The sequence below is a fragment of the Verrucomicrobiota bacterium genome (assembly GCA_037139415.1).
Taxonomy (GTDB): domain Bacteria; phylum Verrucomicrobiota; class Verrucomicrobiia; order Limisphaerales; family Fontisphaeraceae; genus JBAXGN01.
Genome location: JBAXGN010000095.1, coordinates 1 through 22,872, shown reverse-complemented (window position 1 = coordinate 22,872; position 22,872 = coordinate 1). Strand labels below are relative to the sequence as shown.

Here is a 22,872-nt window from a genome sequence, read left to right as displayed (position 1 = left end):
CCATGGAGCCCATCGTCAAATTGGATAAGTTCGTCAAGACCTACCACACCGGTGAAGTGGATGTTTTCGCGGTGCGCGGGGTGACCCTGGATATACAGCCGGGCGAGTTTGTCGCCATCATGGGTGCCAGCGGCTCCGGCAAATCCACGATGATGAATACCATTGGCTGTCTGGATCGGCCCAGCGGTGGACGGTACTTGCTGGATGGAGTGGACATCGGGGAGCTTGACCGCGACGAACTGGCTGATTTGAGAAATCAAAAGATCGGGTTCGTCTTTCAAGGCTTCAACCTGCTGTCACGTACTTCCGCGATTGAAAACATCGAGCTGCCACTGCTCTACTCCCGCAAACACATCTCGGGGCGCGAACAACGCCAACGCTCCATGCAGGCGTTGGAACTCGTCGGTCTGGGCGATCGTGCGGGCCATCATCCCAACCAACTTTCTGGCGGACAGCAGCAGCGCATCGCCATCGCCCGCGCCCTGGTGAACCAGCCCAAGCTTTTGCTGGCCGATGAGCCCACCGGCAACCTGGATACCCACACCAGCATAGAAATCATGGGCATCTTCCAGAATCTGAACGAGCGCGGCATCACCGTCGTGATGGTCACGCACGAGCTGGATATCGCACGTTACAGTCGTCGCACAGTTGTCATGCGCGATGGCCGGGTGGTGACGGATCAACCCATTACCGACCGCTTCAACGCCGCCCAGGAATTGGAAAAACTCCGCCAGGAACAGCAGGCCATTAAACTCGCGCCATGAAACTGTTTGCCACCCTTAAAATCGCCGTGCGGGCTTTGCGCCGCAATAAACTGCGCACGCTGTTGACCATGCTCGGCATCATCATTGGCGTCGGCGCGGTTATTGCCATGGTGAGCATTGGCAACGGGGCCAAAGCGCAGGTTGAAGCGCAGATTGCTAGTCTCGGCCAAAACGTCATCCTGGTCCTCTCCGGCAATTCCAGTCGGGGCGGTTTCTCCATGGGCTTTGGCAGTTCGCCGAGCCTCACCAAGGGGGATTATGCCGCCATTCGCAAGGAAGTGTCGGGTGTCGCTGGCGTCAGTCCCGAGGTGCGTAGTTCCGCCCAAGTCGCCGCTGGCAATCAAAACGCCTATGTGCAAGTGCTTGGCATCGGCGAAGATTACCTCGATATCCGCGCCTGGCCGCTGGCCGGTGGAGTCAATTTCACCGATGCCGACGTACGCAACACCGGCAAAGTCGCCTTGATCGGCCAAACCACCGCCAAAGCCCTGTTTGGTGATGGCGAAGCCGTCGGCCAGATTATTCGCATTAAAAGCGCCCCGTATATTATCGTTGGTTTATTGAGTTCCAAAGGCATGTCCATGATGGGCAGTGATCAGGACGATGTCGTACTCATCCCCTATACCAGTGCCATGGTACGGCTGACGGGCGCAACCACTTTTCGATCCTTTAACGTCCAGGCTGCCGACGCCAGCTTGCTGGAAGACGTTCAAACCCAAATCACTGCCCTGTTGCGCCAACGACATCGCATCAGCGAAGGCCGGGATGACGACTTCATCGTGCGCACGCAACAGGAAATTTCTGAAATGGCCACCGCCACCTCCAAGATCATGACGGTGTTGCTCGGGGCCATTGCCGGCGTCTCGCTGCTGGTGGGCGGCATTGGCATCATGAACATCATGCTCGTCAGCGTCACCGAACGCACCCGCGAAATCGGCGTGCGGCTGGCGGTGGGCGCACGCAGTCGGGATATTCTGCTGCAATTCCTTATCGAGGCCGTCACCCTGAGTTTGGTCGGCGGCATATTGGGTATTCTGCTGGGGCTGGCCAGTGCGCGAGGACTTTCCGCAAAATTCGGCTGGAATACGCTGGTTTCCACCGACTCCATTGTTATTGCCTTTGCCTTTAGCGCTGCGATCGGCGTATTCTTCGGCTTCTATCCCGCCCGCAAAGCGGCTCAACTCGACCCTATTGAGGCGCTACGGTATGAATAACCGAGGATGCCAGTCGGGTATGCGGCGGTCAGGATTACGGAAATCAGCGCCAACCCAGCGTTAGAATTTGTCGGGTAATACTGGACAAAACCGACAATTGATTGCAACTTGTCTCGGTGATATGGAAGAGTCAATGAACAATTTCACGCCACGCGCCCAACAGGTGCTGGCGTTGGCACGAAAAGAAGCCGACCGGTTTAACCATAACTTTGTCGGCACGGAACATTTGCTGCTGGGCCTGATCAAGCTGGGGCAGGGGGTAGCGGTGAACGTGCTGCAAAAGATGGGCCTCGACCTGGATACGCTGCGCATGGAGGTGGAGAAACTCGTGGGCACCGGTCCCGATCAGAAGGTGGCCGGGAACATCCCGTACACGCCGCGCGTCAAGAAGGTGCTGGGCCTGGCCTCGAAAGAAGCCAAGGCCTTGAGCCACACTTATGTGGGCACCGAGCACATCCTGCTTGGACTGCTGCGCGAGGGGGATGGCGTTGCCGCCCGCGTCATGAAGAATTTGGATGTGGATATTGAAGCCACCCGCAAAGAGATTCTCAAGGAACTCGGCTCAGAATACCAGGAGGGCAGCGAAGAAGCAGCCACCCAGCCGACGGCGGAAGGCGGCGAAAAATCGGCCCAACCCGTTCAGGCGGGCGAGAAAAAAGGCGAGGTAAAAACCCCCGCCCTCAAGGCATTCGGACGCGATTTGACCGAGATCGCCCGCAAGGGCGAAATGGACCCGGTGATTGGGCGCAAAAACGAAATTGAGCGGGTGACCCAAATTCTGTGCCGCCGCACGAAAAACAACCCTGTCCTATTGGGTGAGGCTGGTGTGGGCAAGACCGCCATCGTGGAAGGGTTGGCACAGGAGATTGCACGCGGGAATGTGCCGGAAATTTTGCGCGAAAAGCGCCTGATAACGCTGGACCTGGCGCTGATGGTGGCCGGCACCAAGTACCGTGGCCAGTTTGAAGAGCGCATCAAGGCGGTGATGGACGAAATTCGCCGGGCGAAAAACGTGATTCTTTTCATTGATGAGTTGCACACCATCGTGGGGGCCGGTTCGGCGGAGGGCACCATGGATGCGTCGAACATCATCAAGCCCGCGTTAAGCCGCGGAGAAATGCAGTGCATCGGCGCCACTACCCTGACGGAATATCGCAAATACATTGAAAAAGACGCCGCGTTGGAACGCCGTTTCCAAAGCGTGAAGGTGGAGGCGCCGTCGGTCGAGGAAGCCATCCTGATTCTGAAAGGGCTGCGGCCCAAGTACGAGGACCATCACAAGGTGGATTATACCGACAAGGCGATTGAGGCGTCTGTCCAACTTTCCGACCGGTATATTACCGACCGATTTTTGCCCGATAAAGCGATTGATGCGATGGATGAGGCCGGTGCTCGCGCCCGGATTGCCTCAATGACCCGGCCGCCCGAGATCAAGGATTTGGAGGCCGAAATTGAATCATTGCGGTTGCAAAAGGAAGCGGCGATTCGCGCCCAGGAATACGAGGGGGCCGCCGCGATGCGCGACAAGGAAAAGCAGGCCAAGGAACGGCTGGAGGGGGTCATCAATGCTTGGAAGGCGAACCGCGAGGAAAAACGCGTCAAGGTGGATGAAGAGGATATTTTGCACGTGGTGTCCAAGTGGACCGGTATTCCGCTGAGCCGCATGGATCAGGATCAAGCCCGGCGCTTGCTCAAGATGGAGGACGAAATGGCCAAGGTCATCATCGGGCAGCGCGAGGCGGTGGGAGCGGTCTGCAAGGCGTTGCGCCGTTCACGTGCTTCGCTCAAGGATCCCAAGCGCCCCATCGGCACGTTCGCGTTGCTGGGGCCCACCGGGGTGGGTAAAACACTGCTGGCCAAGACGCTGGCCGAGTCCATGTTCGGCGATGCCAAGTCGCTGATCCAACTGGACATGAGCGAGTACATGGAAAAGTTCACGGTCTCGCGCCTGATTGGCTCGCCACCGGGTTATGTGGGCTACGAGGAAGGCGGCCAGTTGACTGAGCAGGTGCGGCGGCGTCCTTATTGCGTGGTGCTGTTCGATGAAATCGAAAAGGCGCATCCCGACGTGATGAACATGCTGTTGCAGATTCTCGAAGAAGGCAAGTTGACGGATAGTTTTGGGAGGGTGGTCAACTTCCGTAACTCGATCATTCTGATGACCTCGAATGTGGGTGCGGAAACCATCAAAAAGCAATCCACGATGGGTTTCTCGCCGATCACGGACGAGAATAGCTACGAAAAAATGCGGGACAAGATTTTGGAGGAGTCCAAGCGTTCATTCCGTCCCGAGTTTCTGAATCGCCTGGATGACATCATCGTCTTCCGCTCGTTGACCAAGCCGGATCTAATCACCATCCTGGACCTCGAAATCGCCAAGGTTACCGAACGACTGAAAAGCCGGAACTTCAAACTGGTGCTGGACGAGAAAGCCATGGATTTTCTGGTGCAAAAAGGCTACGACCCGCAATATGGTGCCCGACCAATGCGGCGGTCAGTCGAACGGTTCATGGAAGACCCGCTGGCTGAGGAAATTTTGAAGGGCAACCTGGTCGAAAATGAACCGGTGTTAGTCAGTCTGGCTGGGGATAAACTGGTATTTTCCCAGAAAGCGTCGGCGGCTGGTGCAACCGAGGTGGTTCAGGGTTGATGCATTTTGCATTTGCCTGTCGGGCGACTTTGGATGAACCTTGCCCGCATGAGATCACTCAGTCAAGCCGCTGCCAGTGGCGGCAAAGATCGCACGACGGGCGCGCAAGTCGGCACCCGCCGGTTACCGCCGCCGGTTCGCTGGCGAGAGGAAATCGAATATGTGCTCATCAGCGAGACGCAAATTGCACGGCGCGTACGCGCATTGACCCGTCAACTCCAGCATGATTTTACCGGGCGCGACGTCTTGGTGGTATCCTTGCTTACCGGGACGGTGATGTTTCTGGCGGATCTGGTACGCCATCTTGAATTGCCATTACGGCTCGACTTCATGGGAGTGTCCAGCTACGGCGCGGGCACTACTTCGGGCAAGCTCGTTTTCACCAAGGAACTCCGGCTGGAAGCCAAAGGGCGCGATGTGTTGCTGGTGGATGACATTCTGGATACGGGACGCACCCTCAAGCGCGTCACCGAGAAATTGCACGCGCTGGCCCCCAATTCTGTTCGCATTTGCGTACTACTGGATAAAAAAGCGCGACGTTTGGAGCCCATTGAGGCGGATTATGTTGGTTTCGTAATTCCTGATGCGTTTGTCGTGGGCTACGGCATGGATTACGCTGAGCGTTATCGCAACCTGCCGTTTATCGGTGTGTTAAAACCGTCCGTATATCAACGCGTTTGACGGATGAGTGACGAACCGATCATTGATTTGCAGAGCGATCTCTATTTCATGGGGGAAGCGCTGCGCCAGGCCACCAAAGCATTTGAGGCGGAGGAAGTGCCCGTGGGTGCGGTGATTGTGCGCGAGGGGCGTATTATCGCGCGCGCCTGGAACCAGGTTGAACTGCTCAAGGACGCCACCGCCCACGCTGAGATGTTGGCGCTTACCCAGGCCCAGGAACGCATGGGCGATTGGCGGCTGACGGATTGCACACTGTACGTGACCAAGGAACCTTGCGCGATGTGTGCTGGCGCGATTGTCCACACGCGGCTGGCGCAAGTGGTCTTTGGCGCGAGCGATCCCAAGGCAGGCGCGGCGGGCGGGGCGTTGAACTTGCTCCAATTTCCCACGTTTAACCATCGCTGTGCCATTACTGCCGGGGTGCGGGTGGAGGAATGTCGCGCTTTGCTGCGGGAGTTCTTTGCCCAACAGCGGGAGAAAAATAAAAAGCTGGATGGAGAAAGCGATGAATGAGCGTGCGCAATTTTGAAGCTTGTTTAGCCTGCATTTCTCACCGTCAGTGTGAAACGCCCTCACCGCGCAGCTATCGAGGCAAGGAGCGCAAATCCGAAATCCGAAATCCGAAATCCGAAATCCCCGGGGTCCGTCTCCTTACCTCGACGGCTACAAAACATGGTGTGCCCTGTGGATTTGTCGCCCTTCTGTTTCTGCTGTGTCTAGCTTGGGTGCCACTTCATGGCGCGACCGTTACCCTCGGTGTCATTGGCGATTATGGGTCGGGCGATACGAATGAGGCCAACGTGGCGCGCCTGGTAAAAAGTTGGAATCCAGACCTGATTATTACCGTGGGCGATAATAATTACGATTATGGCGCGGCGGAAACAATTGATGAAAATGTCGGTCAGTTCTACCATGAATATATTGCGCCGTACCATGGTCGTTATGGCGCGGGGGCGCTGACCAACCGTTTTTTTCCCACCCTGGGCAACCATGATTGGTGGGTGCCGATGGCCAAGCCGTATCTGGATTATTTTACGCTGCCTGGCAATGGACGCTACTACGGCATCCGGCATGGCCCGGTGGAATTATTCGCGGTGGACAGCGACGCGTTTGAACCGGATGGCAACTCACCCTTATCGCGGCAGGCGGCGTGGTTGAAGCGGCGTCTGTCCCTTGCCAAAGCACCGTGGCGCATTGTGTATTTCCATGAATCACCCTATTCCAGCGGTAATTGGCATGGGAGCCACTGGCATGAGTGCGACCAGATGCGCTGGCCGTTTGCAGAATGGGGAGCCAGCGTGGTGCTCAGCGGGCATGACCACACCTACGAGCGTGTGCATACCAATAACCTCGTGTATTTTATCAATGGCTTGGGTGGCGGTAGAAAAGATACTTTTTTCACGGAACCGGTGCCGGGCAGCGCGATGCGCTATAGCGCGGAACACGGTGCCATGCGTATTGATGCCACGGAAACCAATCTGGTCCTGCGATTTATCAACTGGCAGGGGCAAACACAAGACCGGTATGAGTTGAAGAAACCCTGAGTTTGCTACTCTTTGAGTAATGCCTGGAGCGGCTTTTCCAAATTGGCTTTGCCAACCAAAATTTCACGCAGAATGCCTTTTTTATCCAGCATGTAGCAGACGGGAATGGCGGTTACCCGCAGTTGGGTGGCGAGTTCCTGGCCGGCATCGTAGCATTGTGGCCAGGTGATTTCCTTATCCTTTAGGTAGCGTAGAAAGGCATCCTTGTCACGATCCTGGTTGATGCCAATGAATTCCACGCCTTGGCTGGCGTACTTGGCCTGTAGTTCCATCAGTGCTGGCATCTCCATCATGCAGGCCGGGCACCACGTGGCCCAAAACGACAGCACCACCGGCTTGCCACGCGGTTTGGCCAGGTCAATCACTTCACCGGTGGCGGTCGTTAGCTTGAAACCGGGCCGGGTACCGATCAGTTCCAGACGTTGCATCAGTTCCAAGGCTGCTTGCTTGGTTCGATCCGATACTTTGGGCGCGGCGGCAATTTCAGACGTGAGCTTGAGGGCCTTTTCCCGGGGGCTGTTATCGGCTACCAGCAGCAGGGTTTCGTATGGTTCGGTGCGGTCGGGAAACTCCTTGAGCATCTGGCGCGCCCCTTTCTCATAATCTTCAAGCGTCTGTGCCAGGTTGGTGCTGCGGCGCGCCATGACCTGCCGACTTGTGGCCTGGGAGCGGATTTCAAACCGGTCTTCATCGTCCAAATTGGTATCGGCCAGCAGAGCGGTTTCCACAGTTTCCAGTTGGCTGAGTCGGTTGCTCTGTCCCGCTTGCAGTAACATTGAAAGTGCCTCCCATTCCTTTTTGCGGGCGCGTCCGGCGTTGGGGTCCTTTGGAAAGCGGGTGTAAAACTCACGCGCCAACCCTGCCGATTTCTCCAAGGCTGTCAGTTGCTTTTGTTTGAATTCCTCCCGCTCCTCCGGGGTAGGGGGACGCGCTTTCCAGATGGCAGGTGCCGGCAGTTTGCGCGCGACGGCCTGGAAGGCTTCCCAAGCCAGGATGGGGTCGTCAGTGGGGGCGGGAGTTTGAGCCGGGAGCATGAGTGCCCAACCACACACGGCAACGCTGAGCCAGTGTTGCCAACCTGCCTTTGCCTTTGGATTCTGCATAAACAGCTTTTAACCAGATTCAATGTTCCCGCAGCGACGATCGCTTGGCTGCATGTGTTTCGGCTGATGCCAATGATTTGATCGGCCGCGCTGCCGATGAATATACGGCAAACCCGTCGGAATGGGAATGATTTTTCACGCCTTGCCGTCGGTCATGACGGCTGCATCAAATATCGAGTAAACACCAAGGAAAGTCAGCTTGTTCAAAATCAACCATTGTTGAATTCTGAACGACTGCCGATGGTCATTGTGCTATGGTAACCAGCAACTATATGAATACGCATGAACACGGAATGTGGCACGGACTTTCCCGCCGTAACTTTCTGCACACCGCTGGTTTGGCTGGCGTCGCAGCGGCCTCGGCTTCCCATCTTGATCTGGCTGCTGCTGAGAGCAAATGGACCATGCGCCTGGCGGCATCCTCGATAGGATATACCAAACTGCCGGTTGAAGACGCGTTCCAGCGCATTGCGGAACTCGGCTTCGAGGCCATTGATGTTTGGTCGGCCCATGCCGGGTGTCCGCATCTGGATGACGTGCAGAAACGCCTCGGTCCGGACGGGCTCAAGGTCCTGCTGGCCAAGCATAAACTCAGGCTCTGCGCGTTTTCCGTCTATGCTGGGGGGTACCCGAAATATGCGGAACTGCTCGGGCAGGTGGGTGGTGGCGTGGCGGTACGCGGCAGTGCCGGCCCCTGCAAACCGGCTGAACTCACTGCTAAAATGAAGGGGTTCCTGGAATCGCTGAAACCTTTGCTCGAACAGTGCGAGAAGTATCAGTCCTTCCTTGCCATCGAAAATCATGGTAACGCCCTGTTGGATTCCCCGGATTCCTTCAAGGCTTTTACTGACCTGAATACCCATTCCCGGTTGGGGCTGGCGTTGGCTCCGTATCATGTGCAGGCGTTGGGGGCCTCGGTGGAGCAGATGATTGAAATTTGCGGCAAACAACTGCTCTTCTTCTACGCCTGGCAAAAAGCCGATGGCGTGAACCAGTTGCCGGGCCAAGGCCCGACGGATTGCGCGCCCTGGCTGCGCGCGCTGGCCCGGATCAATTATCCGCACTACGTCACCCCATTCATGCATCATGAGCCAACCCCGGACGAGATGACGAAAGCGCTGGCAAAATCACGGGATTACCTGCGCGAATGCGTCCGGAGTAGCTGAACTTCGCCCGGGTGATATCCCATTCACGCCATCATCGCTTTCCGCATTCGGTAATAAATTTGTAACATCGATTATTATTGCACCGGATCGCCCTTTTTGCTAGATGTTCACTTATCGAACAGCAGGCCAAAACACTCTTTGTGCATGGAGTGTCTCGGTTGCTTGTTCTGCGATGGGTAAAATTGATACGATTATGAAGAAGAATGTGAACTCTGGTGGCCAGGCTGACTGCGATTCAAAAATGACCTCTGCCGCATTGCGGCTGCTGCCCTTGTTGTTGTTTGGCATGGCGTTGAGTGCGCACGCGCAGAAGGTGTGGACAAACGCTGTCGTGACCAAAGGGTTGTGGAGCACGGTCGGAAATTGGTCTCCCAATGCCGCGCCGGTTGCCACGGATAACCTTCTCTTTACCAATAATGCTGCCCAGAGTGCCGCTCAGAAGAACGCGACCAATGACATTTACCCGTTTATTAGCAGCTTGGGATCAATCACGTTTGGCACGATGTCCACCAACTTCAATCTGTATGGCACCAACCTCTACCTGACCGGCGGTATCACTAACCTTGCAGGCGCCAACACCATTACCCTCCCGATCACGTTGAGTGCCAACCAAGCTTGGACAAATAGCGGTGGAACCCTGACGATTGGCGGCGCGATCACCAATAATAGTTATACGCTCACCAATGTGGGGGCGGGTGCCTATACGTATAACAGTGTTATTTCGGGCACCGGCGGCTTTGTTTCTGGTGGCAATGGCGGTACGGTTTCTATCACCTTCGCTGCGGCCAACACCTATCAGGGGGCCACGATGATTACGAATATCGGCAGTGCGACCAAAGGCAATCGCTTGGTGGTGAACACGGGTGCCAGTGTGGGTTCCAATATCGTGGTGGTGGGGGCCAGCAATGAACTCTGGATGGCCGGTGGCAAAATCACCAATGACGTTTATATCTCTGGTAGCGCGTTGGGCGTGGACAATCATGGGGCGATTCGCTTTAGTGCGGGTGGCGCGGTGAGCAACGTCATTATGACCGGTAACAGCACCATTGAAGCCACGGGAAGCGGGGACACCGGCACAATTTACGGTAATATTAGCGGGGCCTATACGCTGACAATTAACCCGAATGGCAACGGCACCGTCACTAACGCTGGTAACAGTACGTTTACGGGCAATGTGACCATTGGAGGTGCCAATACTGGTGCAAGTGGCTTGGCCATCAAGACCAGCGGTGGCTTGGGCGTTGGCCCCAAGACGGTGACGATTGCGGGGAATGCGCCCTATCGGTGTCTGATTCTGGACAATAGCGGCACCGGAGCTGATATTAATTTGCCCACCAATATTTCCTTTACGACCAGCCAACCGCAAGGTGCGATTACCAACATTGCGGGCAGTAACACGATTAACGGCAACTTCACGTTGACTAGTGGTGGTGGCGGCACGGCATTGATTGTGCTGGGGGGAAGTCTGACCATGAATGGAACCTTCTCTGCGAATACCACCCTGCGCAGCCTGCAGTTGGGCGGGAGTATGGTTGGCACAGTGAATGGGACAATCTATGATGGCACGGCTCCGATGGGGCTGATCAAGCAGGACACGGGTGTTTGGACGCTCAATGGCACCAATCTCTATACCGGGCCCACGGTAATCAATGCCAACGCCGGACGTTTGGTTTTGGGGAGCACTGGGAGTATTTCTAATAGCGCATCCATCACCGTGAATGCGGGCAGCATTTTCGATGTGGCTGCTTTGAATGGCACATTCACCTTGAATCAAAATCAGATCCTTGCCGGTGGCGGCGTGGTGACTGGCGCGGTGAGTGTGGCCAACAATGCCTGGCTGGAGCCGGGCGGCGTAGGCGTGGTTGGCTCCATGATCATCACCAATGGCAGTCTGACCAATCTGGCTGGGTCCGTTATGGCGGTGGAGATCGGCGGGGCCACCTGCGATCAGGTGTTGGTGGATGGCAGCGTAGCCTATACTGGCACGAACTACCTTTACTTGAGTTTCCTGACTGCGCCGCCGTCGTATCCCTATACTTACACCGTACTGCAATGCAAAGGCACCATCACGGGCGCGGAGAATATTGGTATCATCTCGGATTATCCGGCGACGGTGGCGGCGGTGGGGAATCAGCTTCAGGTGACCATTGGTGGTGCCGGTACACCGTCCACGTTGGTCTGGCAGGGTGGCAATTATCCGCTGGGGACCAATGCTTGGATAATGGGCATGGTGCCGGCTTGGACCAATCCAGCCAGCGCCGGTGCTTTCATTTTTAATAATAATATCGCCGTATTTGACGATACCGGCACCAGTGCGACGGTGAACGTCGCCGGTCCGGTGGCTCCGGCGTGGATGACCAACAACTCGTCCACCATCAACTACACGTTGCAGAGTGTTGTTGGCCCACAGACTTATGGCATCGGCGGCAATGGCGGTTTGGTGAAAAATGGAAGCAGTACGTTGACCGTCACGATGGGGAATACGTATGCGGGTGACACGGTGGTTAGCCAGGGTACCTATAAAATCGGGATTGCGGGTGCGATCCCCAACGGGGCTGGCAAAGGCAATGTGACGGTGGATGGGCGGCTGGATGTGAATGGCCTTAGCAGCACGATTAACGGTTTGAACGGCGGTGGCACGGTGGACAACGTGACCAATACGGCCACGACCACCCTGACGGTGGGCAATGGCAGCTCAAATGGCACGTTCTACGGCACCTTGATCAACAGTACCAGTGGACTGGTGGCTTTTACAAAAACCGGGACGGGCATCCAGACGCTCGCTGGGAATAACCTGATGCGGGGAGCGGTGACGGTAAACGGCGGCGCGCTCGTATTGTCCGGTTCAAACGCCTTTGTGAATGGTGTCACCATCAACAATGCTGGAAGTCTATTAACGGTGGGTAATGTTTACGCCTTGGGAGCCACCACCAATGCGTTGGTGGTGAATAACGGAATCCTAGATCTGGCAGGCTATTCCGTGATGGTGGGTAAACTCGGTGGCACGGCTGGCGCGATAAGCAACTCTGTGTCGGGCACACCCAGCACGTTGGCGTTTCAGCCTAATGGGGCGGTGGGGGCCAACATCCGGGGCAATGTCAACTTGCTGGAATTGGCGCCTACGTTTGGGCAGAGCGCTTGGGCAACGTTCAACACCACCAATGATTTCACCGGTTGGATTCAAATCAACAGCGGCGCCATGTTCTCCTGCTATAACACCAATTGTCTGGGTTCGAGCGCGGGCAGTATTACCAACAGCGGCCAGTTGGAGTTGAAGACCACTCCGGCAACCACGGTTACCTATCCGTATAAGCAGCTCACCATGAATAATGGCGGAACCATCATTGGTAATACCGCCAGTGGGACCACCGGCAACAATTGGTTAGGCCCCATTTATCTGGCTGGCGGCAATGCCTACTTTAATCCGGGCGGTGCGGGCGGCCTTAATTTGTTGGGGGCGGTCAGTGGGCCGGGTAATTTCATCAACAACGTCAATGCGCTTACGACGCTGCCCGGCACGAATATCTATACCGGTAATACCCTTATTAACCTTGGCCGCGTGGCGTTGGGGATCACCGGTTCCATTTCCAATAGTCCGTTGATTTCCGTGGCGAGCGGCGCGATCTTTGATGTCACGCAAGTGAGTGGCGGCTTTGCGCTGAATGGAACGGTGAACCAGACCCTATCCGGCTCGGGCGTGGTGACCGGTAGTGTGACAGTAGGCACTAGTGCTATTTTGGCTCCTGGACCGGTGGGTGCAGCGGGTAGATTGATTGTGACCAATGGTTCAGTCACGTTTGCCGCTGATAGTTATCTCAATTTGGACTTGGCCAACGTCACCAATGCCGCCAACAACGACCTGCTGGTGGTGAACGGTAATTTAACCAGCCAAGGCACCATGACTGCCAATGTGAGTTTCCTGAACGGCGGGCCGGATGTGGTGGCTAACCATGCTTATACGATTATCACGGCCAGTGGCACGATTGACCCGGCCTTCGTGGGTAATCTGAAGGTGGCGACGCGCTACGGTTGCACGGTCGCGCAGTTGGGAAATAGCATTACGCTGACCTTTGATGCCAGCGGAGTGATTAACAGCAATGTGGTCTGGCAAGGGGATCTCACGAGCAACACGAATTGGGCGAATGGTACCATGGGGGTAACCAATCTGGCGGGTGATGGCACCATGGACTTTTTCTATAACGGCGATAACATCGTGTTTGACGATACCGCTCCTAACGTGGTGGTGAATTTGCCGGGAATCGTCTCGCCGGCCACCATTAATATCAACACGACCTCGAATTATACCTTTGTGGGTTCCGGCAAGATTAGTGGCAGCACCGGGTTGAATAAATCCGGCACTGGTGCTTTGACGCTAGCCAATACTGGCTCGAACGACTTCACGGGGCCCATCACGTTGGGGGGCGGCAGTCTGGTCATCAGCCGGAGTGATACCTCCGTCATGGGGCAGGCGATCACCGGGACTGGTGGTAATCTGGTGAAGGCGGGCTCCGGCACCCTCATTCTAGGGGGGGCCAATAACTACACTGGCTACACCACCAACCTGCAGGGCATCCTGCAAGGCACGACTACTAATTTCTCGGGCCCCAACGTGATTCTCAGTGGAGCGACGAATGTCATCAGCCAGAGCGTGACTGGTGTGGTGGCAGCACCGGTGAGTGGGAATGGCACTCTGGTCTTCGGTGGTTCCGGCACGATTATCGTTACCAACGCCAATAGTCTGAGTGGAATGACAATTGTGAATAGTTCCGCGATAAACGCCTTAACTCCGCAAGTGATCTTTAGCAATACTTCGCCAGGTTACGCTGTTTCAGGCGATCTAAGGGTGGGGAACATCAGCGTCGGTGGCAGCAGTTTTAACTGTATTCACATGGGGGCGACGAATCAAATTGCGCCGTCATCCGTCATCAGCTTTGACAGCGCGAGCGGCAAATACGGTTACATCAAATTTATGGGTTACGATCAGCAGGCGGCTGGCCTGTCGGACGTGACGGCGAATGGCGTGGTGGAATCAACGGAGGATGAAACCGTTAATCCCAATACTACGCTCACACTGGCTGGCAGCGGCAACTATACTTTTAACGGTTATCTGCGAAGCCGTCATGCTGGCACGGGAACCACGTTGCTGACGCTGGCCAAAACAGGCAGCGGAATCCAGTCATTGGTCGGTGGCAATATTGTGGGGGCCTATGTTCCGTTTTCGGCGTCGGTGGCGAATGGCCAACTTGTATTCAGCAACACGACGGCGGCGAGCGCGGTGGACGTGGTGATTACCAACGCGGGTCAGGTGGTTATGGCCGGTCCCTCAGTGCTTGGCAATGTCAGTAACGCGCTGGCGAATGGATTGATCTTCAGCAATACCATCGCCAATACGATCGGTGGCTTGGATGGCTCGGGCAATGTGGCGCTGCTTAATGAAACCAATGGTGCTGTTGCACTGACTGTCGGGTCGCGCAATTTCACCAATGTCTATAGCGGCGCGCTGAGCGGTTCCGGCAAATTCATTAAGGCGGGTACTGGCCCGATGACGCTTTCGGGCGCGAACACCCATTCGGGCGGCACCTCGAACAGCGCGGCGGGCGCGCTGCTGCTGGGCGCCGACAATGTCTTGGGCACTGGGCTGTTGGGGTTGGCTAACGGAAAACTATCCTCAGATGGCGCCTCGGCGCGCGCGTTTGCCAACGACGTGTTTATCACCGGCAATCTTCAATTGGGTGAAGTCGCCGCCACCGGTTTGACGGGCGATCTGAGCAGCAGTGGGGGAGTGAATTTGGCCGGTGCTGCGCGCACCCTGACGGTGAGCAACATCACCGCGACATTTTCCGGTGCAGTAACCAATGGCGGTTTCACCAAGAATGGTGATGGCACGCTTGTTCTTTCCGGCGTTACCAACGGGTTGGGTTCGGGGGTGACTGTGAATGGCGGCAGATTGATTCTCAATGGCCAGACCGGTTTGGGTGCCGGCACCATGACGCTTGGCAGTGCGACGGTAGATCGCCCGGTGACGGTGATTAATAATGACGCGATTATGGCCAAATTGCTGGTGGGGAATGCCACTGGGTCGGTGGGTGTGGTGGTTCAAAATTCCGGTGCGGTCTCCGTAGGAGCGGCGACTGGTAGTGCGGATATTTTATCGCTCGGCTTGAATCATGGGTACGGCTACTATCGGCTGAACAGTGGCTCGATTACGGCCGGACAATTAGCTTTGGGAGGTAGTGTCGGTGGCGCTGGTAACACGGCTGTATTTGACCAATTCGGCGGCACGGTGAATGTCAGTGCTGCCAATGGCTGGCTTCTCTGGGGCTGGAAAGGCGGCAACGCGGTGGTCAATATCTTTAGTGGCTCCATGTCGGCTCCGCCCAGCGCCAACAATGTTACCATGGGTTTTGTTGCCAGTTCGAACAGCTTTGGTATGCTCAATCTGTTGGGGCCGGATGCCGTGTTCAACTCCATCGGAAATGGTACCCGGGTATTCAATGTGGCCCTCAACACCGGCAATCGTGCCGGCGTGATCAACCTGAACGGTGGGGTGCTGATCGCCAACCAAATCACGGTTGGCAGTGCCGGGACCCCGTCCTTCCTCAACTTCAACGGTGGCGCGGTGAAAGCCTATTCTGCGAACACCGCTTTCTTGAGCGGTCTTAGTGCGGTGACCCTATATTCTGGTGGCGCGTCCATTGACACTACGAACAACAATATCACCATTGGGCAACGGCTCCTGGCTCCGATCGGCAACGGTGTGACCGGGATAACGCCTTCGGATGGTGGTAGTAACTATCTCGGTGCCCCAGTGGTGCTAATCAGCGGCGGCACGGGCAGTAATGCCACCGCGATTGTGCAAGTGGACCTACAGGTTGGCAGTTCCACCTATGGCAAGGTGACCAATATTTTCGTCACCAGCCCTGGTATGGGATATGGGTTAAGCGATGTATTGACGGTTACACTGATTGGCGGCGGTGGCAGTAACGCAAGCTTCACCACACCCGCCATTGGCGCGGTTACGGGTGGCGGTTTGACCAAGCTGGGTACTGGCATTCTAACACTTACGGCAACCAATACGTATTCCGGCCTTACGACCGTCAAAAACGGCACTTTATTCCTCACTGGCATCCTGACGAATGGTGGGGCGTTGGTTGAAAATGGAGCGCATCTTGCCGGTCTTGGAGCGGTGGGTGGCACGGTTGAATTGCTCTCCGGTGGTAACTTAGACCCTGGTTCAAACGGGGTCGGGGCGATCTATGTGACCAACCTTGTGTTGCGCGATGGCAGCATCCTCAATCTCGATTTGGGTAACTTGACCAATGCTGGCTACAGCGATCTGATCAATGTGAGCGGCAATCTGGATATTACGGCGGGCAATATTCAGGTTAATCCCAACCCTACGAATGCTGCCGGCTATGTCTTGAATCAGGCGTACACGCTGATCAAATATGGTGGCACTCTGATTGGGAATTCCGATCCCAATACCAAGATGGTGCTGTTTGGCACCACGTATCAGGGCTACTTCAGTAACTATGTGGCTGGAAAAGCGATCCAGGTGGTCTTTACCACCAATAATACCAGCGGTATCTATTGGTTGGGTGATGGGAATACCAGTGGCGGCAACCTTTGGCTGGATTCCGTTACTGGGCAATGGACGAACATTGTGTCGCACATGCCAGCGGTGTATTTCGACGGCAATCCGGCTCGGTTCACCGATTTGTCTCCCAATACCGGCGTGAATATCACGGGCACGAATCTGCCCTCCAGCATGATCGTCGAAGTGACTAATCAGACCTATACTTTCCAAGGGCCCGGTAAAATCACTGGGGTGGGAGTGCTGTACGTGACCAATGCGGCTGCTTCGTTGAGCGGCGGATTGGTGATTAATAATGCCACCAACGATTTCACCGGCCCGGTGGTGATTAAAAATTCCACGTTGACCTTGGCCACCAACACCGCGTTAGGCAGCCGCATCAACGATATCACCAATAATGGTGTATTGAACCTAAAGGGTAATAATCTGGTCATCAATACCCTCAATGGTGGCGGGTTGGTGGATAACGCGGATATCAGGCCCGTGACCTTGACTGTGGGTAATGCTGGCGGCAGCGCGGCTTATGCAGGCAGCATTTCAAATAGCGGTGGTGGTGTGCTCACCTTGATCAAGAGTGGTGCGGGCACCATTACCTTGGGAAGCATCGGCGCGTATGCCTATAGTGGTGAAACCGTTATCACCAACGGAACCCTCGCGTTTGGCGTTTCCGGTGCTCTCTCCAATTTGGTCCGCATGGAAGGAACCACCAATGGTCCGATCTCATTGGATTTGAAAGGTAATACGGTGACCGTCAATGGCCTCCAGGGCACCTATTCTGCGTACACGATGGGCGTGGTGACCAATAGTGCCGCCGCGCCGGCAACGTTAAAGGTTGGCGCGGCGGATGTCAGTAGCACGTTCCTGGGTCAGATCAACGATAACGGCGCCGCCAATGCTTTGGCGCTCACCAAGTTGGGAGCAGGGTCCCTCGTCTTGGCGGCCAGCAATTCATTCAGCGGTGGCACCGTGGTCAGTAATGGTATGTTGGGGGTCCGGCATCAGAATGCATTGGGCCGTGGCCCGGTGAGTTTGAACGGTGGAACACTGGTGTTGGACACGGCTGGTTTGCTTGAAGGGAATATTACCAATGGCACGGCCATGGACATCACCACCCTGAATCCGGCGCGAACGGTGAATCTATCCGCCACCCGGCTATCAACGCTCCCTGCCGATGTTTTTGGTTTTGGTCCCGTGGCGGGTGTTTACCGTACTTGGGTATATAGCGGCTACGTGAATGTGCTGACGAACAACACGGTCTGGACAATCAGCAAAGCTTTCGATGATTACGGCTATGCGAAGCTGGGTACCAACGTCGTCATGTACCACGGGACGTACACTTTCTATGCCACCAGTAACACGCCGCCGCTGAGTGCTGGGGCCTGTCCCATTGATTTGCGCGTCTATAATGGATCCGGTGGGTTGGGAGTTCAGGGTGGCTGGCCGGTAGGCTTGGGCATTGACCTGCAGGGGCGTGGTGTGAGCAACTCCGCCTATTTTTCGAGTTTCACCGATCCGGGTGATGGCAGCTTCCTCTTCCACGATGTTGTGGTGACGAATGCCATCACGTTGAATGTGAATTCCATCGTGAGCACTCCGAGCACGAATGGGTTGATGGTGCTGTCAGGTCCTATCGGTGGTCCCGGTGGTTTGACCAAGACCGGCAATGGACGGCTTACGTTCGGTGGCATCAATCTTTACAGCGGGCAAACCACCATTTCAAATGGCTCGCTGGCGCTGACTGGGGTTGGATCCATCTCTAACAGTCCGGCCATTAACCTATCCTTCGGCGCATCACTGGTGGTTACCGGGCGCACGGATGGAACGTTGACTTTGGTGAGCGGGCAAACCTTAAAGGGCAACACCAACACCTTGGTAAACGGATCGGTGGTGGTGGGCAACGGCGCCACCCTGCTTCCTAACGGCGCCTTGGCGATTAATAACAGCCTGACCTTGAATGGCACCAATATTATGAATATCAGCAAGCCAGGTGGCATCCCGACCAGTGACTCGGTGACCGGGATGACTACGGTTGCTTATGGTGGCACCTTGATCATCAATACCAACGGTGATCCGCTGGTTGCGGGAGATTCCTTTAAACTCTTTAGCGCGGCGAACTATGGCGGTTTCCCGGCTGTCTTGGTCCTGCCGCCGCTGGATCCCGGATTGCTCTGGGATACCAACCGGCTCGCCTTTAACGGCACGCTTGCGGTGGTAAGTAATGCCGATTTGGCTATCAGCGTCCCGCCCGTCAATCAGACGGTCCAGCAATGCAGCAACGCCACTTTTGGAGTTGCGGCGTATGGGACCATCCCTCTGAGTTACCAGTGGTATTTTGGTGCGAACGCGATTCCCAACGCCACGAACCAATCCTTGGTCTTGATCGGGGTGAGTCCTGCTAATGCCGGGGCTTATCGCGTGACGGTTACCAACTCTTCGGGCAGCCTGACCAGCGATTGGGCGACGCTGACGGTGATAGACACCATTGCCCCTGCCTTTATCGTTGGTTTGACCAATCGTGCGGTTATGCCGGATGACACCGATCATCTGACCCTTCCGGATTACCGCGGGGAAGTGGTGGTCGCAGATTGTAATCCCGTCATTCTCATTCAGAGTCCTTTGCCAGGGACCGTGGTCGGATTGGGAATAACCCCGGTGACCATCACCGCCACGGATTCCTCCAATAACGTCGCTACCAGCACGGCTACGATCACCGTAGGCGGCTCGGCTTTCCCGCCGATTCGCATTATGCCGGTGGGCGATTCTATTACCTATGGTACTGGAGCCGCTGGTGGTTATCGCAACATGCTCTATCAGCTCCTGACGAATGCGAGTTACAACGTGAATTTTGTCGGTACCCAGAATGGCAATGCTGCCGCAGGTTGGCCAACCTTCTATCATGAAGGCCACAGCGGTTGGCGCATTGACCAGATTGACAGTACCATTCTCGCCGACTTCAGTGCGATTGATGAGCCGGACATCCTGCTCCTGCTCATTGGCACGAATGACTATGGGCAGGGCTATGATACTCCCAATGCCACGAACCGGCTATACAACTTGATCTCGCGCATCGCCACCAACCGGCCCAACATCAAGATTGTGGTCGCTAACCTGACCGTTCGTGGGGAGCCGTACAACACGCAGATTCAAACGACGTTCAACCCGATGGTGCCCATTATTGTTGCCCAACAGGCGGCGCTGGGCCGTCAGGTTTATTTTACCGACCTATATAGCGCCATTCCGTTGACCGATTTCCCGGATCAATTGCATCCAGGACAGCTTGGGTACAACAAAATGGCGACGAATTGGTTTGGGAATGTCACCAACCTGATCAGCACGCGTGGCACCACCAACCAGCCCATCGTTGTCAAAGCCGTTGGTGCGTCGAATCGGACCAGTGTGGTGGTGACCTTTAACAAACCGATGTTGCCGGACGATGCGACGGCATTGACCAACTACACGCTGAGTGGCGGATTGAGCATCCTGAGTGCCGCCATTGAGCCGATTAATCGGCGGGATGTGACCTTGACCACCACGCTCCAGACGCCCAACCAAACTTACACGGTGACCAATAATAATATTCGAGACCTCACCACGAGCCATTTGCAGATTGCACCCAATTCCACCGTTACGTTCCGCGCAGCGCCGACCTTTGGTGTCACCAATAATGTGGCAGAATCCACGAATTTCACCCTGATCTATTCGTTGTATATTTCCAATACGGTGGGGTATTTAAATGGAGTTCCCTATGAATACAACACGGCGGCTGGGGTGACTGAATTCAGCCGTGTTGGCTATTATCTCGAACTGCAGCCGACCAATGGTCCGCTGCAGTTCATCTGGGTTTCGATGGATCCCTTCACCAATAACGCCACGAAACTGGGGGTGCCGAATGCCGGTATCGGTGCCAGCTACCAACGTTATGTGACCAATATGAATGTGGTCTCCAGCGTATCTGGTATTATGGAAGGCACCGCGATGGCTGGCGGTTATCTGGAATTCTGGCCGAGCAACTATGCTTCCACCAATATTATGCTGGTGCCGGGTGCCAGCGATACCCTTTACGATTGGGGCGACCAGTTTACGGCTGGCACTTATGGTTGCATGCAAATTCATAGTATCTCTGTGCCGCAGGTGCTGCTCGCTTTTAATGACTGGGGATCTGCCGGAGCCACGACTGACATAGGCATTGGTACCAGCACTGGTGCCAATCCCGACTGGACCTTTGCGAACAACGGTTCGGCTTATTCGGTGAAACGGCTTCAGGTGTATGTCCTCCAAAACGACACCAATCCGCCCACGCTGGTGAAGGCGAGCAGCAGCTTTGATCGCACTCACATCACCGTCACTTTTAGTGAAGGGTTAAGGGATGACTCGGTGAATCCCACCAACTTCACGCTGAGTGGCGGGGTTAATATCCTGGCGGCCGCGCTGAGCACCAATTCTTATGAGGTGGTGTTGACCACCACCACGCTGGATTTGTTCAGCACCTATACCCTTACGGTCAATAATGTGCGGGATCGCTCTGTAAATGCGAATGTTATTGTGCCAAATTCCACCGTTCTGGTGACCCGGCCGTTCCCGCAGATTACCGCTAACGTGCCGGAAGCGACGAATTTCCTGGTCGTTTTGGGTGTCAATCTGCCGGTAACTCCCGGCACTTGGCAAACACTGGGCACCACGTACAGCACGGACAACCGCAGCATGGCCAGTAACTTTACCCGGGTTGCCTATTATCTGGAGCTGGCGACCAGCGGCGGACCGACCAACTGGATCTACGTTTCCATGGATCCCTTTACGAACAACGTGTATAAGATCGGCGTGCCGGATTATCCGAACGGAGCCATTTTCCAACAAAAGGTGACCAACATGAACGTGCGTTCCAGCGTGCCGGGCATTGTCCAGGGCGAGGGAATCACCACCGGCAACATGGAATTCTGGCCCAACAGTTATGCGTCGGGCACCACGGCACTCATTCCAACTGGCAGCGGCACCGCCTACGATTGGAATGACACCTGCACGGGTACAACTCCGGCCAATGGCCACGGGTCCATGCAGATTCATAATTACGGCGCGGGCAGCACTGGTCAGGTGCTCTTTGCCATCAGTCGGTTCAACGGCACGTTGGGGATTGGGATTGGGAATTCCACCAATGCTGTGAATGTGGATTGGACCTTCTCGGATAATGCCGCCCTTTATACCGTGAAAAACCTGTATGTTCTGGTGCAACCGGTCGCCGGTGCCGGGGCACCCAGCGGCCTCGTGATTACGCCCTCACCCACCAATACTGTTGAAGTGGGCAGTGCGACGAACTTCATCGTCAGTGCCTCGGGTACCGCGCCACTCTACTACCTTTGGTATCAGAACTCGAACTTCACCGCCGTCGTCAGCACCAATATCGGGGTGACCAACTCGGCGGTGACCTGTGCCAACAATGGCGATTACTACAACGTCATCGTCAGTAACGCGTTGGGCACGGCCATCGCTGGCCCGGTCTATCTGAAAGTCACCGATAGCCGGTTGCCAGGGTTCAGCCCGGCGGTGGTGGCGACCAACGTGACGCTGTTGCAAGGGACGAACTTCAGCAGGACGGTGGGGTTGGCGGATAACTGTAATCTGGCGGCTTTCCGCTGGTACCACAACACGACGAACCTGTTGGCTGGTCAAACCACACCGACCCTGAACTTGACGGGGCTGAAGTTCAATGACGCGGGGGCTTATACGCTGATCGTGTCCAACCAACACGGTCTGTCCCCGATTGGGACAGCAGCGGTGGTGACGGTCAGCTACCTGATCGAGAGCCCGATGGTGATCGTGGCCGGGGAGACATTCCAGACGACGGTGACGGCGGAGCCGAACCGGGCGTACTGGTTGGAAGCACGGGACAGCCTGACGGAAGGAACCTGGCAGTTCATCATTGGGGTGACGAACGTGACCGGACCGCAAGTATTGCAAGACGCGGCGGCGACCGGTGGCTTCAAGTTCTACCGGATCGGGAGTGCCTCGGTGCCATAACCTAAACTTTACGCGTCCAGCGATGCGGAATGCACACCAACACAAAGCCGGGCTTAATCGCCCGGCTTTTTTTGCCACCCTCTCAACTCCTCAACTCCTCAACTCCTCAACTCCTCAACTCCTCAACTCCTCAACTCCTCAACT

At 55.8% G+C, this 22,872-nt stretch carries 9 protein-coding genes; 8 read left to right on the top strand and 1 reads right to left on the bottom strand.

All coding sequences use genetic code 11. The features are described 5' to 3' along the window. Positions 1–2: 2 nt before the first annotated feature. The 6 genes from WCO56_16830 to WCO56_16805 all read left to right on the top strand — a co-directional run bounded on the left by WCO56_16830 (position 3) and on the right by WCO56_16805 (position 6,853). Positions 3–764, top strand: a complete 762-nt coding sequence (locus WCO56_16830) for an ABC transporter ATP-binding protein (protein MEI7731242.1) — start codon at positions 3–5, stop codon at positions 762–764. Further along, on the top strand, positions 761–1,978 hold the full coding sequence (locus WCO56_16825; protein ID MEI7731241.1) for an ABC transporter permease: 1,218 nt from the start codon (positions 761–763) through the stop codon (positions 1,976–1,978). The genes WCO56_16830 and WCO56_16825 overlap by 4 nt, the downstream gene beginning before the upstream one ends. Before the next feature lie 133 nt (positions 1,979–2,111). Continuing rightward, a complete protein-coding gene (locus WCO56_16820) occupies positions 2,112–4,628 on the top strand; it encodes an ATP-dependent Clp protease ATP-binding subunit (protein MEI7731240.1) in 2,517 nt (838 codons plus the stop codon). A 48-nt stretch (positions 4,629–4,676) separates the two neighbouring features. After that, positions 4,677–5,309: a hypoxanthine phosphoribosyltransferase gene (gene hpt, locus WCO56_16815; protein MEI7731239.1), complete on the top strand. Its 633-nt coding sequence runs from the start codon at positions 4,677–4,679 to the stop codon at positions 5,307–5,309. A 3-nt stretch (positions 5,310–5,312) separates the two neighbouring features. Continuing rightward, complete coding sequence (gene tadA, locus WCO56_16810; protein MEI7731238.1) at positions 5,313–5,822, top strand: tRNA adenosine(34) deaminase TadA; 510 nt, start codon at positions 5,313–5,315, stop codon at positions 5,820–5,822. 164 nt (positions 5,823–5,986) lie between these two features. Next, complete coding sequence (locus WCO56_16805; protein ID MEI7731237.1) at positions 5,987–6,853, top strand: metallophosphoesterase; 867 nt, start codon at positions 5,987–5,989, stop codon at positions 6,851–6,853. 5 nt (positions 6,854–6,858) lie between these two features. Here WCO56_16805 and WCO56_16800 read toward each other — a convergent pair whose 3' ends face one another. Then, positions 6,859–7,956 carry a TlpA disulfide reductase family protein gene (locus tag WCO56_16800; protein MEI7731236.1) on the bottom strand — a complete coding sequence of 366 codons (1,098 nt, stop codon included), beginning with the start codon at positions 7,954–7,956 and terminating at the stop codon, positions 6,859–6,861. 272 nt (positions 7,957–8,228) lie between these two features. Here WCO56_16800 and WCO56_16795 point away from each other — a divergent pair, with 272 nt between their 5' ends. After that, positions 8,229–9,122, top strand: coding sequence for a TIM barrel protein (locus tag WCO56_16795; GenBank protein ID MEI7731235.1), 894 nt, complete (start codon positions 8,229–8,231; stop codon positions 9,120–9,122). A 193-nt stretch (positions 9,123–9,315) separates the two neighbouring features. Further along, positions 9,316–22,728 carry an autotransporter-associated beta strand repeat-containing protein gene (locus WCO56_16790; protein MEI7731234.1) on the top strand — a complete coding sequence of 4,471 codons (13,413 nt, stop codon included), beginning with the start codon at positions 9,316–9,318 and terminating at the stop codon, positions 22,726–22,728. Positions 22,729–22,872 lie beyond the last annotated feature (144 nt).